The sequence below is a fragment of the Collinsella sp. AF18-8LB genome, from assembly GCF_003459795.1.
Classification (GTDB): Bacteria; Actinomycetota; Coriobacteriia; order Coriobacteriales; family Coriobacteriaceae; genus Collinsella.
The window spans coordinates 82,299-99,367 of the sequence record NZ_QRWU01000006.1; the positions used below are offsets into that span (position 1 = coordinate 82,299).

Here is a 17,069-nt window from a genome sequence, read left to right on the forward strand (position 1 = left end):
GTGATGGACATGACGGATATGACGAGGGCGGCCGTGTCGCGCCGTCACTTTTTGCAGCTGGCGGGCGCTGGCATGCTCGCGCTGACGGGGACCGCGCTCACCGGTTGCGGCAACTCCACCAGCGGCGAGGCCTCCGACAAGGGCTCCAAGCTTGCGGCCATCAAGTCGCGCGGTCATCTGAATGCCGGCGTTAAGAAGGACGTTCCCGGCTACGGCTATTACGACACCGCCAAGGGTCGCTTTGAGGGCATGGAAGTCGATTTGTGCTACCAGATTGCCGCCGCCGTCTTTGATGTGAGCTACAAGGAGGCCCGCGCCCAGGAGTTGGTCGAGTTTACCGACGTAACGCCCAAGACGCGCGGCCCGCTGATCGACAACGGCCAACTCGATGTGGTCGCGGCGACCTACACCATCACCGACGAGCGCAAGAAGAGCTGGGATTTCTCGACGCCGTATCGCACCGACTACGTGGGACTCATGGTCAAGAAGCGTTCGGGCTTTTCCTCGATTGAGGACCTGGACGGCAAGGTCATCGGCGTGAGCCAGGGTGCCACCACACAGGGCCTGATCGAGCAGATGATCAAGGATAACGGCTTTAGCTGCGAGCCCGAATTTAGGGCCTTTAGTGGCTATCCCATCATCAAGAGTTCGCTCGACGCCGGCAATATCGACGTCTTTGCCATGGACCGCTCCACGCTGGCCGGCTATATGAATGAGACCGTCGAGCTGCTGCAGCCCGAGGTCAAGTTTGGCGAGCAGGGCTACGGCGTGGCGACCAAGAAGGACTGCGACCTTTCGGCCGTGGTCGATCGGGTGGTCTGCGATCGCCTGGCCGACGGCTGGCTCGATCAAGAGGTCAAGACCTGGGGTCTTGTGTAGGCGCATCGTCCAAGGAAGGAATCAAATGCTCGAAGGATTGTTTGACGCCGATCGCTGGTCGACGACATTTCAAAACATGGGGCCCTTCTGGGAGGGCTTTGGCGTGACGCTGCAGGTGGTTGTTGCCGGTCTGCTGTTGTCGCTGGCGCTGGGCACGCTGCTGGGCGTGTTCTCGACCACCCGTTCGCGCGTGCTGCGTGCCATCAGCCGCGTGTACGTGGAGTTTTACCAGAACACTCCGCTGCCCGTGCAGGTACTCTTTATGTACATGGCCGGCCCGCAGTTTTTGCAGGCCATAACCGGCGCCGACCAGCCGGTGCGCATCGCGCCGTTTGTGCTGGGCTTCTTGGGTGTGGGCCTGTACCACGCGGCCTACATCTCGGAGGTCATCCGCACCGGCATCGAGGCCGTTCCGCGCGGTCAGATGGAGGCGGCCCAGAGCCAGGGCTTCACCCGCGCGCAGGCTTACTGGTACATCGTGCTGCCCCAGACGTTCAAGATCATCCTGCCGCCGCTGTGTAATCAGGCGCTCAACTTGGTCAAGAACACGTCGGTGCTGGCGCTCGTAGCCGGTGGCGACCTTATGTACCGTTCCGACAACTTTGTGAGTCTGTACGGTTACCTGCAGGGATACATCGTCTGCTGCCTTATGTACTTCATCATCTGCTTTCCGCTCGCCATGCTGGTGCAGTGGCTCGAGCGCCGCTCCAAGGAGCGTCCGCGCGGCGTGAGCCTGGCCGAGCTGGGGCTCGACAACGTAGAGGAGGCCTAGCGCATGGAAATCTTCAACGCGACCAACCTGCTCTACATTTGGGGCGGCTTTGTTAAGACCATCGAGATCTCGGCGCTGTCGATCTTTTTCTCGCTCATCTTTGGCACGGTGCTAGCGCTCGTTAAAAGCTATGCGCCTCGCCCGTTCCGTATTTTGGTGAGCGCCTATATCGAGCTGTTCCGTTGTACGCCGAACCTGCTGTGGATTCTGTTTATCTACTTTACGGTGCAGGGTTTGGACATTGTGATCTCGACCATAGCCTTTACGCTGTTTACCAGCGCTGTTATGGCCGAGATTGTGCGCGGCGGCCTCAACTCGATTCCGCGCGGCCAGTTTGAGGCAGCGCAGAGCCAGGGTTTTGGCTTTTTTGCCACCATGCGCTACATCATTCTGCCGCAGACGTTTAAGACGATCATTCCGGCGCTGTTCAGCCAGTGCACGACCGTCATCAAGGACAGCTCGTATCTTTCGGGCATTAACGTGGCCGAGCTCATGTACACGGCAAACGTCGTGATGGCCCATGCGATCGACCTGTCGCAGGTGCTTATGCTCTACGGCCTGGTGTTTGCGATGTACTTTGTGCTCAACTTTGGTATCTCGTTGCTGGTGAGGGCATATCAACGTCGTATCGTGGCCGCATAGTCCTGCTTCCCCAAGCACGGCACCTTGCCCCTCAATCGTCGCTTGCGTACATTTAGTACGCGGCGCTCCTCTTTCGGGGCAATCTGCCGCACTTGGGAAACCAGGACCGGCGTAAGTGACAAAATGGGAAACAGAGACTGCCTTTTTCTCATTTGTTAGAAAGGAATCGCGATGAGCGATCTGGAGAACAAGAAGAATCCTGTGGTCATTACCATCGCGCGCGACTTTGGCGCCGAGGGCCACGAGATTGGCCGCATGCTTGCCGATGAGTTGGGGATTCCGCTGTACGATAACGAGCTGCTGGTGCGCGCATCGCTGCGCGCGGGCGAGTCGCTCGATAAGATGGCCGCCTATGACGAGCGTCTGGCCGTTGAGAACATGGCGTTTCTGCCCGACCGCTACGATGCGCGTTCGTACTCGGATAAATTGTTCCAAAAGATGAGCCAGGTGATTTTGGATCTGGGCGAGACCGAGAGCTGCATTATCGAAGGCCGTCTGTCCGATTACCTGCTGCGCAACAACCCCAACCACATTGCCGTGTTGGTGACCGCACCCTTTGAGGACCGCGTCGAGATTGTGCGCAAGAAGCGTGGCCTTAACAAAAAGAAGGGCGCCAAGCTGGTCAAACAGCAGCAGAAGGCGCGCGAGGCGTTCTATAAGCGCTATAGCGCCGGAAAGTGGAAGATGACGAGCGGTAAAGACATCGTCGTCAATCGCGCCAAGCTGGGTCGCGAGGGCTGCAAAGACGTCATCGCGGCGGCCTACCGCTACAAAGTGGCCCAGCTCGAAGGCTAGCCGACCAAAACCACCACAAAGGGGACAGGCACCTTTGTGGTGGTTTTTGTTTTAGGCCGAGGGAAAGGCCTTGGTGAGACCGGCGCGCGTCTGCGTGTCGGTCTTTTGATAAATGGAGCTCAGGTGGCGCTGTACCATGCGCATCGAGATACCAAGCTCCTCGGCGACCTGTTTGAGCGGGCGCTCATCTTGGGTCACAGCCACCAGCACGTCAACTTCGCGTGGGGTGAGAGCGTGATCGGTGATGAAGACCTGACGCTGCTCCTCGATACTCGGTGCTGCCAGCGCCTCCTCGGCAAGCTGTTGATGTTCGCGCTCCTGCTCGGTTTGGGGCAGGCGGAATAGGCCCGCGGCAACGAATGCCGCGCAGGCGGCGACGAGAAGCACGACCGCGCCAATCATGATGAGGGCGACGTTGCCAGAGGTCACAAGCGCAAGCGAGACGCCCGACGTGGTGAACGCGCACACGTTATTGGCTGCACGGCCCATGCCGGCCCAGAAGGCGGGCACGTGCATGCGCGGTGCCAGCTGAGTAAACGTGGCGGTAAAGAACGTGACAAAAAAGCCCGAGCTCAGGTAAAAGACAATGAGGCCCAGGTTGGGATCGGCTCCTGCTTCGACGGCTAAGATCGAAATGGTGGAGAGTACCGTGACGCCGAACATGACGAGTCCCATGTAGCGACGCTCGGCAAGATCAAAGATAAGACCGGCGGCAAGACCGCTCGCTGCCAAAAAGAGGCGCGGCCAGGTCTGCACGGCGATGGTGCCGTGGGCGTTGGAGAACGTGACCACGTTATCGAGAGTAGAGAACAGACAGGCCAGAATCATGACGAGCGCGATGCTCCAACACGCCTGCTTGGCAAGGGCGTGCGATGGCTCAACAAAGGGATTGATGGCGGGGCTGGAGCTCTCAGCAGCCTTTTGGGGAACGACGCTGAGGGCGGAGATAGCGATCGTCGCTGTGCCAAGGACGATGAGCTCTGCGATGCCGCCGCAATTGAGCAGGTTGATGGCGAACTGCATCAGGATGCCCGCGGCATAGGCTGCTCCCGCACCGGTGGCGAGCTTGGGATCGTCTTGGAATGTCGTTGCGAAGGCATGGTGTGCCGCGCCGCCCAGTAGGCCGAGTCCGAGGAATGCGAGGCATCCCAGAATCTCGAGCGCAAGCGGGCTCGTGGGGGACTGAATCTGAGTCAACCCCAAGATGGCGATGGGGACGGCGGCGCTGACAACTGCCTGAGGCCGGCTTTTGCGCTGTGCGAGCCCGAGCAGCGGCGCATATCCGATAAAGCCGATCACGCTGGCGCCGAGGATGAAGCCCTGCGCAATCACAACACGCTCGGCACCGGCGAGCAGCCCGACATTAATGTCGAATCGAAACTCGGCGGCAAGAAAGACAAAGGTAAAGAGCGCAAGTGCCAGAAGCGCGTTGATTTTAGGCTTACTCAGGTTCAAGAACGGTCCTTTGGATGGACGAATAATCGTGTCCTCGATTGTAGCGTTCCTGGGACGAGTGTGGCGATGGTGAAATCATATTGAATTAAACCGCAGGTAGAGGCCTAGGTTCGCATCTATGAACCTAGGCGTACGGAGTCATTTGGCGCATCTTGGTGGTACAGGACCACCACAAAGGGGACAGGCACCTTTGTGGTGGTATGCCCCTGCGACCAAGGAGGCCGTTATGTACGGAAGCCGCTTTGATAAGCAAACTCAGCGCGAGCGCACCTGCTCGTTGGTTCATGGTACCTGGCGTTGTGTAGGTGCCAAAATCGCTTGTGCCGGCGCGTGTGCGCTTATGGTCGGTCAGTTGCTGCTGCCGAGCGTGGCGCTGGCGACGGAATGCGCCGATCTCGCCGCTGGGACGGATGAGGTTGCCGCGGCTCCGGTGATGCCGACGGTTGCGGAGGATACGGCTGCAACGACCGCACCAGCTGCTTCGACCGCGCCTGCAACCGATGCTGCTCCGGCGGCGCAAGCCACCGTTGAGCCTCAGCAGACAATCCCAGCCGATGCCGCCAATGAGTCTAGCGGTGCTGCGCTCGCTGGGCAAAACGCTTCTGGCGACGACAACGCCGCCATGCCGGCGAGCAACGCCATCATGCCCTGCGGTGTGACCGATGTTGTTGGCGGCAGCGACGTTAGGGTCAATACGACCGTGGTTCCCCGCTACACGGACTGCGTGCTTCCGTGCGATGTCACACTCGAAAAGGGCCAGCCGTATACCTATGATGATTTTCCCGATGTAGAAGGTGGCATTCCAGAAACGCTTGCGAGCGAAGTCGTCGAGGTTAAGTACTACAGGGCCGATGCCGCTTCGGGCACTCTGGTCGAAGTTCAGGATGCGTCCATGTCCGACGTGACGGCTCGCTTCGAACCCGTTGGCAATCACATGAGGCTGACGCTGACCTTTACGGGTGGCGCGGCGGGCGGCTCGTATCGACTCACGCGCAATGAGGCTCTCTATATTGGCGCGGCACTGGAGTATACCGGAACTGACTATGAAGGCAGCTCGACTATCCTCAACGAAACCAGGTACGACTATTACCTCCGCTATGCCATCAATAGCGAAATTACGCTTGTTGCATCGGAAAACGAAGCCCTTCATAACCTGGACGTCAACGACGTAAAGACCGACTACGCGCCCGGCGAGGTGCCCCGCGCGACCGCGACGATCCCCGCCGCCGATGCCGACAAGTATGAGATCGCGTATGAGTGCTGGGAGGAGATGGAGCTCGACATGGAATCCGGGGAGTCGGTACCCGTTGCCTTCTGGCATTCCGATCCTGCCAAGTATCCGACGGGCGCGAGGAGGATCGAACACTTCGAAGAGGGCAAGTTCTACATGTACTCCGTTGAGCTGAGGCTCAAGGGCGACAATACCGTGGCCGATGACTGCATGATGTACGTCAACGGTCATTGGGCGCACCACATCAAGACCGTCAACGGCGTCTTCGCGCCCGATGCTGACAATATGCTGTGCGAGCAGCCGATTGACGAATGGCGTGCCATCGACGTTATCGAGATCAACGGCGCCACGACCACCTTCAAGGCAGGCGATAAGCCGGTCTTTACGGCGAATGTTCCGACGGGCTCCAACTCCCTTCCTCAGTGTGAGTACTGGACGGGTAGCGACGGCAGTGAGGTGAATTCCGTTGAGTTTTGGGACCAGCACATCACCAATCACATCGACGCCTTTAAACCCGGCGTGACCTATCGCTACGGCATCTACCTCAAGCCCGCGCGCGGCTTCTACTTCACGCCCGACACCAAGCTGGTGATCAACGGCCAGGAGTGCGGCTACCAGATGGGCGAAGCGAGTGTAGTTGATCCCGAGAGCGGCTGGATCTACACCCTGTGGCTCAACACCGATCTAACGTTTACGCCCGAGGCCACGCCGACTCCCGATCCGCAGCCTACGCCGGATCCCAAGCCGACACCGCAGCCTGAGGTTAAGCCCGAGGCTAAGCCCGAAGTGAAGCCCGAGACCAAACCAGCGGCCAAGCCGGCCACGAAAACCACCACGACCAAGACGGTTGAGAAAGCCACGCCGGCCAAGAAGAGCGATGCTGTCCTGGCTACCACGGGAGACACCACCGCGATAACGGTCGCCGCCCTGGGCATCGCCGGCGCAACCGTTGCCGCTGCCGGTGTTGCTGCGACCAAGCGTCGCAAGCGTTAGGTTGCGCTCCGCCACGACGGATGAATAACCCCAACCACCACAAAGGTGCCTGTCCCCTTTGTGGTGGTTTGCGCAGGTAGAACGGTAGGTTCGTATATATGAACCTACCGTTCGCTTTGTTTTTGGACGACGATTACGCTGGATGACTTTTGGTTTTCAGGAAAGGAACGACCATGAGGTGGACCACTGTTCGAGCGCTTTGTTGCCGCCTGACCGTTGTCGCTGTGACCCTCACCATGGTGACGGGTTCGTTGCCCGCGGGCGCGTTTGCCGAGGCCCTCAACACCGACGGCACTTTTGTACAGACGGATAACGGCCAAGCAGGCGACGCCGCTTCCGCCGATTCGGCTGACGTCCAAACGTCAGACTCTGCTTCCGCCGGCCCCATGCCCGATGCCGGCGCTGCCGACCCCACAGTGCTCGATACCGGTGACGCCCCTACGCCCCCGGCCTCCGAGATTGCATCGGCGGCGGGCCTGACGGGCGCCGGACAGACCGAGAGCACACCTGCGGGTACGCTCGCCACCGATCTTGTCGAGGGCAAGGAACTCGCCGAGCAGCAGAAGCAAGAGGAGGCTTCCGGTGCCGAGGCAACCTGGAACGAGGAACTTGAACTCTGGGCAACCTCGAAGGGCGCCACGGGCGTAAAAGGTGAAGACGATGATGGCCACGTGGCCGGCGAGCAGACCCCCGCGCAGTACTACTTCTCGATCGATAGCCTCACCAACGAAATTTCTATCGAGTATGGCGACGCGGGCATTACCACGTTGGAGGTACCCTCGACCATCGACGGCAAGCATGTCGTAAGCCTTACGGGTATGGGAAGCGCTGCGCTCACATCAATTACGTTTGCCCCCGATTCGCATATCCGCTCTGTGGGCGGTTTGGGCGGCAGCAGCATCAAGGAAATCGCACTGCCCGATTCGGTCGAGGAGCTGGGCTGGAATGCGTTTACCGGAAGCAAGACGCTCCAGACGGTGACCTGGCCCAACAACGCGGCCTTTACCACGATTCCCGAGCAGGCCTTTGAGGGCTGCGAACAACTTGACGACAAGGTGGTGGCAACGCTGCCGCCTTCGGTTAAGACTATCGACTATCGTGCCTTCGCCAATTGCGGCGTGCCACAGTTCTATGTCTCGGACACAACGGTACTCACCTTTACCCAGATCAACGTGCCGGGCACGGTGGAGCGGATTGAGCGCTATGCCTTTGACGGGTGCTCGCATGTGTCGTCGGTGACGATCGGCGACGGCGTTAAATATATCGGAGCGCACGCGTTCGCCTCTCTTGATCCTGCGATTGCCGGCAAAGAGATTGTGCTACCCAAAAGCGTGGAAATGATAGAGTGGGGAGCTTTTGAGAACACGAGATACGGAAACGAGACGAACCATAATGCCGTTGCCCTGCGCGTGATGAACCCCGATCTTCAGTTTGGTGAGGCGGGCTATTCGGGCGACTATAATGAGCGCGTGACAATCGATGGCGTAACGTATGCGATTCCCTTTAGTGAAGGCCAGACCATCTATGCCTATGCGACCGATTCGGCTGGCAACCCCTCGATGGTCAAAAAGCTTGCCGATGCCGTGGCCGATCGCAAGGACTCCGTCGATTCCTCGAAGCCTGCCTACACGTTTGAGTGGATGGGTGAGGCGGCCCAGGTGACGGGCAAACTTCCCCAGAGTGCGACGGCTACACTCGTGCAGGCGGGGCAGTCCACGCCGCTGGTGGTTGGCGATGACGGCAGCTTTACAGCGGACGCTCTCTCCAAGACAGCAGCCACCCTGCGCATTTCGCTCAGCGGTTACTATGACATGGTGCTGGCGCGCCCGGGCGACCAGATGACGGGCACATGGAATATCGGAGAGATTAAGGCGGAGGACTTTACCAAGATTCCGGCCTCGCGCGCGATTGAGCTCAACGTGGGCTATCTTGAACCGATTGTGGGCCAGGATAAGACCGAACGCATTGAGCTCGATAGTCTCGATAACATCGATCTGACGGTGAAGAGCGGCGGCAAGACGCTTAAGCCTGCCAAGGGTGACAAGGAAAACGACTTCCGTATCCAGGGCACAGCGCTCGTGGTGTCGCAGGCCATTGCCGACGCGGACCAGGATCTGGAGATAACGCTCGAGCCCAAGGACAGCCTCAGGCTGGGTGGGGCGACGGCGACGGTGAAGCCTTCGGCCGGCAAGGTCGATATCGACTTGAAGCCCTGGGGCACGGCGACGGTTACGACCAAGGGCGACTACCAGGGCGCCAACCGCGTGCTGGTGTTCCGTACGTCCGACGGCAAGCTAGTTGCCGACGGTGTCACCTATCTGATGGGTTACGAAGGCGATGGCACCACGCCTATCATGAAGGCCGAGACGCCGCGCCTTAAGGCCGGTTCGTACACCATCGTCGCCTTTAACAAGACGAGCTACGACATCCAAGCGACGAGCTATTCCACGTTTAGCCGCCTGGGACTGACCGTGGGTAAGCATATCGCGCAAAAACAGGTGAAGATCGAGGACGGCAAGCAGCTCGACGTGACGCTCGGCTTGCCGACGTTTGACGTGGAGACCTATCGTGCCGAGCGCGGGCTGGCGGCGGGCTCGGTTATCGCTGATTCGTCCGCGGTCGTTGGCGTGGAGACCGAGCTGCGCATTCATTACGAGCTCAAGGACAGCCAGGCTGCCAAGATTGAGATTCCGCTGGCCAAGGACGCGGTCGAGGACGTGTCCGCCGGATTTCGTGAAGCCGACGATAGCACCAATACCTGGTGGACTGATGCGACATGGGAAGGCGACAACCTCGTTCTCGATATGAGGAAGGGCAAGCGCGCCGATGTGTTTGTGCGCTTTAAGCCTAAGGCCGCGGGTATCTATGCCATCTCGCCGCTTATTACACTGGGCGAGGTGACATTGCCGCTGGGGAGCACGACGCTCGAGGTCAACGCCTCGCGCATCGAGGTCGACAGCACCGACGTTCACAGCCTGCTGGGCAACGTGGCCTACATCTATGCGGCGCCGGGCAAGAGCGTGCAGCTCACCGTGGGGACGGGCTCGTTGGCTGCAAAGTACACCGGCAAGACCAATAAACTCGGCCGTGCCAAGATTGAATACGACCTGCCGCAGGATACGCTTGCCGCCGAGCGCGTGATGCTCGAGGCACGTGTGGGTTCGACCGACGTTGCCGCGGCTGCCGCCGATGTGACGGCTCGCAATTATGTGCGCTATGTTCCGGGCGCTTCGGTCTGGAACTTTGATGTGACGTATCGTGGCGGTACGCAAAGCCTGGTCAAGGACGGCAAGGACACCGGCAAGAGCCTGTGGACCTTCCATCATCTGCCACAAAAGAAGAACGCCTACTGGACCTTTGACATCACGCTCGAGGTGGGAAACGAAGAGGCCGCCGACACGCTCGACCTGTACGTGGACTGCGTGGATGGCAAGACGGTGACGATTCCTCTGACTCAAAAGTCGCGCGAGGGCACCCGTGTGCGCTATGTGGCGGAGTATGTGGACGAGGGTTACCTTAAGCTGCTCGACGAGTTTAACAAGACGAATGACTCAACCTATGTGAACTGCGGAAACTTTGAGCAGATCTTTATGCCGCAGACCTACCGCATCTCCAATGCTCAGCTTATGGCCATGCTGAGTTTTGATGCCAACGCTTCGGCCAAAAAGCATTCCGCCGCGGCCGAGGAGCGCCAACAGGAGTTCTCGAATGCCGTACAGCAGTGGCACGAGTATATGATGGATAACTCGTTTAATGATGTCGACGAGGCCTTTAACGACGCGATTGACCAGATGGTCGCCGATGCGTTTGCCGAGGAGGACAAGGACGGTAAAGAGGACGAAGCCCAAGGTGGAACTGCTCGCAAGGCCCGCCGTGCCCCTGCCGCCAGCGACGGCGAGGGTGATGATGCTGGCAACGACGAGGCCGCGCAGTTTGCGGCCGAGCTCAAGGCTGCGGTTGGCGGCTCGTCGGCGCTGCTGACCAAGCAGGGCGACAGCTATGGCGTCAACGTGGACAAGATGATCTTTGAGGACGCGTACGGCACCGGCGAGGATTGGTACCAGGAACTTGCAGCGGCCCAGGGCGCGAACGCTGCGGATGCGGCCGCCATCAAGGAGCTCGTCGACCATGCGTCGCGAGCGGAGTTTATTGCCCAGCAGGCCGAGGATCTGGTAGGCCAGTCGATGGGTATCGGCCAGCTCAACCAATACGGAAGCTGGAATGACGCAACCGCTGCGGCGCTCAACAAGTGTGCGGGCATTAAGGCCAGCGAGTACAACGGGCAGTCGACGAGCGGGTTTAACGATTTGGGCCAGGCGCTCGGCAGCTCGCTGAGCTACAAGGCGGCTGATGACGATACCGTCAAGGGCTTTAAGGTCGCCGCGCCCGATGGCGAGCAGACGGCCTATATAGAGTCGGAATTTATCGAGAACTCCAATAACAACAAGAACCAGGCGCTTCTGTTTAACTCGATTGCCATGCAGTGCGACATTCTGGACAACCTGTACGACAACTGGAATGTGGTCCATAGCCTCAACAACTCCAAGGTGCGCGGATGGCTCATGGCCTGGAAGCTCAACGGCGACGTGAGCGCCCATATGAAGCTCATCCGCACGATCCGTTCGCTCAAGAGCTATAAGATCGAGTGCGAGATGTTCGGACAGGTCTTTAAGACCGATGCGTGGAAGGCGGCTGGCCAGGCGTTTCCCTCGGCGACCCAGGGCATCGGCATCTTTACCGGCATTTACGGCGTGAACGATGCCAGCAAGAACTGGGAGAACGTGAACGTCCGTATGCAGAAGATGAAGGGCGAGCGCGAAGGCTATGAGCTTCAGCATATGCGCTTGCTTGCCAAGCCCGAGAAGACCGAGGACGACTGGAAGTGCATTTACGCGCTGCGTGACGCCATGGAGAAGGCGCGTGCGTTTGAGGATCTGCTGTATCGCCAGCTCTGCCACGACAGCACCGATGTGGCAGTGGGCTCCATTATGACAATCGCCGGCGTGCTGACGGCCGGTTCGGCGGGTATCGTGGTGGGCGCTGCCTATGATGCGGCTTCGACGAGTGTGGGCTCGGAGCGCGCGATTAAGTTAATCAATGCCGAGTGCGCCTACGATGTCGCCTGTGAGCAGGTGGAGCGCGCGTGCCAGAATCGTATTACGGTCAACTGGGGTGAGCTGACCGATGCCGAGGTCTATAACGCCAACAAGGACGGCTTGATCTCGGACGAGAAGATGCAGTCGATCTTTGAGGCACGTTACCGCCATGTGGCCGCCAAGGCCGCACCTGATCCTGCGGGCGTGGTGTATGAGGGCCTGCTGTCCAATACGGTCGAGGGTGCAACGGTTGAGCTGTGGAGCGCCGACGATGCCGCCGGCACCAATGCCACGCGTTGGGATGCCGAGGAGTATGAGCAGGACAATCCGCTTGCAACGGGTGCGGACGGTGCGTACAACTGGAATACGCCGGCCGGCTGGTATCAGGTGCGCGTGACCAAGGACGGGTATGAGGAGGCGTGCTCCGCTTGGCTGCGCGTGCCGCCGATTCAGACTGAGGTGAACATTGGTTTGGTGTCGACGGCGGCGCCCGAGGTGGCTTCGGCCCATGCCTATACCGATTGCATCGAGGTTGAGTTTGCGCAGTATATGGATGCGAGCGACGATGCCCTGGTCGCATTGTGCGCGCAGGGCTTGGGCGACGTGACGTATACGTGGCTCGACAAGCAGGACGATCCCAATGGCAAGCCGTTGTCGCGCGTGCTGCGCATTCGCTATGCCGATGCGCGTGAGGCGGGCTCGACGGTGGCGTTTGAGCTTGATGGCGTTCGGAACTATGCCGGCACGGCCATGTCGCGCTGGGCAAGCGGGGAGCTTGCCGTGGGCGTTCGTGCCGACAGGCTCAAGCTCAACGTGGAACAAGCTGTGACCATGCTTGAGGGCGGCGACTTTAAGCTGGTGGCATATGTGACCGATAAGGCGGGCAAGCCGTTTGCGGGCGCCAAGGTTAGTGTTGGGCTGGAGTCCTCGGCTATCTGCTCTGTCGATGCCACCCAGGCCGTGACGGGCGAGGACGGCGCGGCGACGTTTGTGCTGCATGGTGCTCTGCCCGGTTTGACGACGTTGACGGCGGCGGTGGATGGCACGGCTCTGTCCAAGCAGGTTGACGTGCGCGTGTCTGCCGAGGCCGTGCGACCGGCGCGACCGGCGGCGACGATTGGTGCGACGACGTTTGGCTCGTGGTCGCCCAAGGAGAATTACATTACGGTGCCCAAGGGTACGAAGCTGGAGCTTTCGGCGGAGGATAACGCGACCATTTGGTACACCACCAACGACACCTGCCCCTGCCGTGACGAAGGCCGCGTAAAGTACATCGAGCCTATTGCGCTCGATAGCAACATGTATGTGCGCATTGCGGCACAACGCCCCGGCATGTCGTACAGCGAGTATTCCGAGCGTCTGAACATTACGATTACGGTGACCGATGAGACGGTGCCTGAGCCGACGCCCGATCCCAAGCCGGAGCCCGAGCCCAAGCCGGAACCCAAGCCGACGCCTGGCGGTGGCGAGCAGGGTGGCGGTGCGGATGGCTCTGGCGGTACCGGGGCTCCTGCGGGTGGTTCGACTTCGACGACGACCACAGTGACGACGGACAAGTCCAAGGGTAAGGGCGAAAACGGCAAGAAATCCGGCGGCACGGAGCTTGCCAGCACGGGTGACTCCGCCGCGATGACGGTCGCCGCCCTGGGCATCGCCGGCGCAACCGTTGCCGCGGCCGGCGTCGCCGTGACCAAGCGCCGCAAGCGCTAGGTTTTGGTGGCGGCGCCCATTCTCGGCTTTTACAAAATCTCAATCTGTAACACCAAGCCAGATATTTGGACTCAAGGTGTTACAGATTGAGACGAAACGACCAGGCGAGTTCAAAACCACCACAAAGGTGCCTGTCCCCTTTGTGGTGGTTTGGACGGCCGGCACAAAAAAGTCCCCGCCGGGCGTGTGCTCGACGGGGACTTTGCCGTTTCATGGCTAGCGCTGTAGGTGATTACTCGCCCAGCAGGCTCTTGGTGATGGAAGCGGCGGCCTTCTTGCCGGCGCCCATCGCCAGAATGACCGTAGCGGCACCGGTGACGATGTCGCCGCCGGCCCAAATGCGGGGATCGGTGGTCTGGCCGGTCTCCTCGTCAGCGACGATGTAGCCCCACTTGTTGAGCTCCATCTTGCCGCCGATCTTGGCAGCGAAGGGGTTGGCGTTGGTGCCGATAGCCGAGATCGCGACGTCGCAGGGGATCTCCTCGATGGCACCCTCGATGGCAACCGGACGACGGCGGCCGGACTCGTCGGGCTCGCCGAGCTCCATCTTCTGGACCTTGACGGCGCACACGGAGCCGTCCTCGCCAGCGACAAACTCGAGCGGGGAAACGAGCGGCAGAACCTCGACGCCCTCGGCCTTAGCATGGTGCAGCTCGGCGCGACGGCAGGGCATCTCATCCTCGGTACGGCGGTAGGCGATGATGGCGTGCTCGGCGCCCAGGCGCTTGGCGGTACGGACGGCGTCCATAGCCACGTTGCCGCCACCAAAGACGACGACGTTCTTGCCGTGCTTGGTGGGGGTGTCGTACTCGGGGAACTTGTTGGCCTTCATCAGGTTCACGCGGGTGAGGTACTCGTTAGCGAAGAAGACGTTGGGCAGGTTCTCGCCGGGGACGTTGAGGAACTTGGGGAGTCCCGCGCCGGTCGCCACGTAGATGGCGTCGAAGCCCTGCTCGAACAGCTCCTCGGCCGTGGCCATGTTGCCCACGACGGAGTTGTACTCAAACTTAACGCCCATGTCCTCCAGGCCGTCAATTTCGCGCTTGACGACCGCCTTGGGCAGACGGAACTCGGGGATGCCGTAGACCAGCACGCCGCCGCCGGTAAAGAATGCCTCAAAGACGGTGACGTCAAAGCCGTTGCGGGCGAGCTCGCCGGCGCAGGTGATGCCGGACGGGCCGGAGCCCACGACGGCGACCTTCTTGCCGTTCTTGGGGGCCATCTTGGGCGTGGAGGCGAGCTCGGGGCGGTCACCCAGGAAGCGCTCGAGCTGGCCGATGGCCACGGGCTCGGACTTCTTGCCACGGATGCACTTGCCCTCGCACTGGTTCTCCTGCGGGCAGACGCGGCCGCAGATGGCGGGAAGCATGGAGTCCTCGCGGATGGTATCGAGGGCGCCGCCGAAGTCCTTCTCGCGGATCTGCTCGATAAAGCGGGGGATGTTGATGTTGACGGGGCAGCCCTCAACGCAGAACGGCTTCTTGCAGTTGAGGCAGCGCTCGGCCTCGGCCAGCGCCATCTCCTCGGTGAAGCCCTTGTCGACGGGGCGGAAGTCGCAGGCGCGCTCGGCAGCCGGCTCCTCGTTATCGGGGGTGCGGGGCGACTTCATATCGGCAACGAAACGACCGTTAACTAGTGGCATGCGCAGCTCTTTTCCTCATAGGCCTTGAGGGACTCGCCCTCTTCGGAACGGTAAGCGGCCTGGCGGGCACGAAGGTCATCCCAGTCGACCAGGGTGGCATCGAAGTCGGGGCCGTCGACGCAAGCGAACTTGGTCACGCCGCCCACCTCGACGCGGCAGCAGCCGCACATACCGGTGCCGTCAACCATGATGGGGTTGAGCGACGCGGTGATGGGGGTGTCGTACTTCTGGGCGGTGAGGGTCGAGAACTTCATCATCGGAACGGGGCCGACGCAGAAGACCTGGCTCACGGCCTTGTCCTGCAGCAGGCGCTCCAGCGGAGCGGTGACAACGCCCTGCTCGCCATAGGAGCCGTCGTCGGTGGTGATGTGGATGTGGTCCTCGTCGAGGAGCTCGCGGAACTGGTCCTCCATGAGCAGGAGGTCCTTGGTGCGGGCGCCCATGATTGCGTGCACCTCGTGACCGGTCTCGACCAGGTGCTTGGCGACCGGGAAGGCAATTGCTAGGCCGACGCCGCCGCCAATGACGGCGCAGGGGCCCTCGGCCATCTCGGTGGGAACGCCCAGCGGGCCCACGACGTCGCGCAGCGACTCGCCGGCCTCGTAGGTGGAAAGCATCTCGGTGGTCTTGCCGATCACCATGAAGATGAACTCGACCCAGCCCTCGTCACCGTTCCAGCCGGCCAGGGTGAACGGGACGCGCTCGCCCGTCTCGTTGGCGCGAACCATGAGGAACTGTCCAGCATGCGCATGCTTGGCGATTGCGGGCGCCTCGATGCGGAACTTGAACACCTTCTCCGAGAACTGCGTCTTCTCCAGGATCTTATACATAGAACCCCTCTCTTGTTAGGGCGACCGAACCGTGCCTCCACGGAAATGGACGGCAGCCCGATTAGAACCGTACGCGCACAGGCGTTGTGCAGACATACGGTGCAAATTATACCCTCATGGGCATGTCGCTTGCGTGTATCTTCGGCAGGTGGGAAAAGTGACCTGCCAAAAAGGGACAGGTTTTAGTGCTTGCCGTTGGCGGAAGCGGCGCCGTTTACGTGATCGCGGGCATAGATCGCGCCGTGCACGATGGCGAGGCCCGCAGCGTCGGCGGCACGGGCGCAGGTGTCCTGGAAGTCCTCGGCCTCGCGGGCGCGCAGCTGCTTGAGCACATAGTCGGCGACGGCCATCTTGCCGGGAGGGTTGCCGATGCCGGTGCGGATGCGGCTAAAGTCGCGGCTGCCCATCTTGTCGATGATGGAGCGCAGGCCGTTGTGGCCGGCATGGCCTCCGCCCACCTTGACGCGCACATCGCCGGCGGGGATGTCGAGCTCGTCGTGGATGACGAGCAGCTCCTCGGCCTTGATCTTGTACTCGCGGCAGAGCTTGGAGATGGGGCCGCCCGAGGTGTTCATGTACGACTGCGGCTTGACCAGCACGATCTGGCGCTTGCCGTCCTCTTCCTCGGCATCGTTGATGTTGATGAGCGCGACCTCGGCGCCGGCCTGGTTTTTCCAATACGTGACACCGGCCTGACGGGCCAGCTCGTCGATCGCCTTAAAGCCGGCGTTGTGGCGGGTCTCGGCATATTCCTCGCCAGGGTTGCCAAGTCCGGCAACCATGCGAATCTTGAGCGGCTGTGCAGCTGCCATGTTCATCCTTTCGTTGATTTGTCGCCTGCTATGGTGAGCGACCCTGTTGCCACTGTCAAATGGAGGGCAATTGAGGTTGTTTGGGGGCGTTTGGACGCCCGTCAAAATCCGAGGTGGACAGTTAGTTCAGATACGTATAAGTTCTGAGGACTCGAAGTGCTTAATTCGATGCCGATACGTTGTTTTGGAGCTTTAGTTAGTCCATATGGCGC

Annotated in this window: 10 protein-coding genes; 6 read left to right on the forward strand and 4 right to left on the reverse strand. The window is 60.6% G+C overall.

The features are described from left to right. The first annotated feature begins 3 nt into the window (after positions 1 to 3). The 4 genes from DWX25_RS07135 to DWX25_RS07150 all read left to right on the forward strand — a co-directional run bounded on the left by DWX25_RS07135 (position 4) and on the right by DWX25_RS07150 (position 3,088). Positions 4 to 879 carry a transporter substrate-binding domain-containing protein gene (locus tag DWX25_RS07135; protein WP_117763273.1) on the forward strand — a complete coding sequence of 292 codons (876 nt, stop codon included), beginning with the start codon at positions 4 to 6 and terminating at the stop codon, positions 877 to 879. A gap of 25 nt (positions 880 to 904) precedes the next feature. Next, complete coding sequence (locus DWX25_RS07140) at positions 905 to 1,651, forward strand: amino acid ABC transporter permease (RefSeq protein WP_117743673.1); 747 nt, start codon at positions 905 to 907, stop codon at positions 1,649 to 1,651. A gap of 3 nt (positions 1,652 to 1,654) precedes the next feature. Next, complete coding sequence (locus tag DWX25_RS07145) at positions 1,655 to 2,293, forward strand: amino acid ABC transporter permease (protein WP_055285379.1); 639 nt, start codon at positions 1,655 to 1,657, stop codon at positions 2,291 to 2,293. Positions 2,294 to 2,464: 171 nt separating this feature from the next. Next, entirely contained in the window at positions 2,465 to 3,088 is a 624-nt protein-coding gene (locus DWX25_RS07150) for an AAA family ATPase (protein WP_055251542.1), read from the forward strand. Positions 3,089 to 3,139: 51 nt separating this feature from the next. On the opposite strand, the gene DWX25_RS07155 is transcribed toward DWX25_RS07150, so the two are convergent. Beyond that, positions 3,140 to 4,543 (reverse strand): helix-turn-helix transcriptional regulator, encoded by a 1,404-nt coding sequence (locus tag DWX25_RS07155; RefSeq protein ID WP_117798828.1) that lies wholly within the window; start codon positions 4,541 to 4,543, stop codon positions 3,140 to 3,142. Positions 4,544 to 4,769: 226 nt separating this feature from the next. Here DWX25_RS07155 and DWX25_RS07160 point away from each other — a divergent pair, with 226 nt between their 5' ends. Further along, positions 4,770 to 6,767: an LPXTG cell wall anchor domain-containing protein gene (locus DWX25_RS07160; RefSeq protein ID WP_117798829.1), complete on the forward strand. Its 1,998-nt coding sequence runs from the start codon at positions 4,770 to 4,772 to the stop codon at positions 6,765 to 6,767. Positions 6,768 to 6,940: 173 nt separating this feature from the next. Further along, a complete protein-coding gene (locus tag DWX25_RS07165) occupies positions 6,941 to 13,573 on the forward strand; it encodes a leucine-rich repeat protein (protein WP_117798830.1) in 6,633 nt (2,210 codons plus the stop codon). A 232-nt stretch (positions 13,574 to 13,805) separates the two neighbouring features. Here DWX25_RS07165 and gltA read toward each other — a convergent pair whose 3' ends face one another. From gltA to pth, 3 genes are all read right to left on the reverse strand, one after another. After that, a complete protein-coding gene (gene gltA, locus DWX25_RS07170; RefSeq protein ID WP_117734771.1) occupies positions 13,806 to 15,215 on the reverse strand; it encodes an NADPH-dependent glutamate synthase in 1,410 nt (469 codons plus the stop codon). Continuing rightward, entirely contained in the window at positions 15,206 to 16,045 is an 840-nt protein-coding gene (locus DWX25_RS07175; protein ID WP_006235793.1) for a sulfide/dihydroorotate dehydrogenase-like FAD/NAD-binding protein, read from the reverse strand. Before DWX25_RS07175 ends, gltA begins: the two co-directional genes overlap by 10 nt. 182 nt (positions 16,046 to 16,227) lie before the next feature. Continuing rightward, positions 16,228 to 16,857 (reverse strand): aminoacyl-tRNA hydrolase, encoded by a 630-nt coding sequence (gene pth, locus DWX25_RS07180; protein WP_199412331.1) that lies wholly within the window; start codon positions 16,855 to 16,857, stop codon positions 16,228 to 16,230. Positions 16,858 to 17,069 lie beyond the last annotated feature (212 nt).

Excerpts from the sequence above, each read along its gene's own strand:
- DWX25_RS07135 (WP_117763273.1), top strand. The coding sequence starts at position 4 with ATGGACATGACGGATATGACGAGGGCGGCCGTGTCGCGCCGTCACTTT.
- DWX25_RS07140 (WP_117743673.1), top strand. The coding sequence starts at position 905 with ATGCTCGAAGGATTGTTTGACGCCGATCGCTGGTCGACGACATTTCAA.
- DWX25_RS07145 (WP_055285379.1), top strand. The coding sequence starts at position 1,655 with ATGGAAATCTTCAACGCGACCAACCTGCTCTACATTTGGGGCGGCTTT.
- DWX25_RS07150 (WP_055251542.1), top strand. The coding sequence starts at position 2,465 with ATGAGCGATCTGGAGAACAAGAAGAATCCTGTGGTCATTACCATCGCG.
- DWX25_RS07160 (WP_117798829.1), top strand. The coding sequence starts at position 4,770 with ATGTACGGAAGCCGCTTTGATAAGCAAACTCAGCGCGAGCGCACCTGC.
- DWX25_RS07165 (WP_117798830.1), top strand. The coding sequence starts at position 6,941 with ATGAGGTGGACCACTGTTCGAGCGCTTTGTTGCCGCCTGACCGTTGTC.
- gltA (WP_117734771.1), bottom strand. The coding sequence starts at position 15,215 with ATGCCACTAGTTAACGGTCGTTTCGTTGCCGATATGAAGTCGCCCCGC.
- DWX25_RS07175 (WP_006235793.1), bottom strand. The coding sequence starts at position 16,045 with ATGTATAAGATCCTGGAGAAGACGCAGTTCTCGGAGAAGGTGTTCAAG.
- pth (WP_199412331.1), bottom strand. The coding sequence starts at position 16,857 with ATGGCAGCTGCACAGCCGCTCAAGATTCGCATGGTTGCCGGACTTGGC.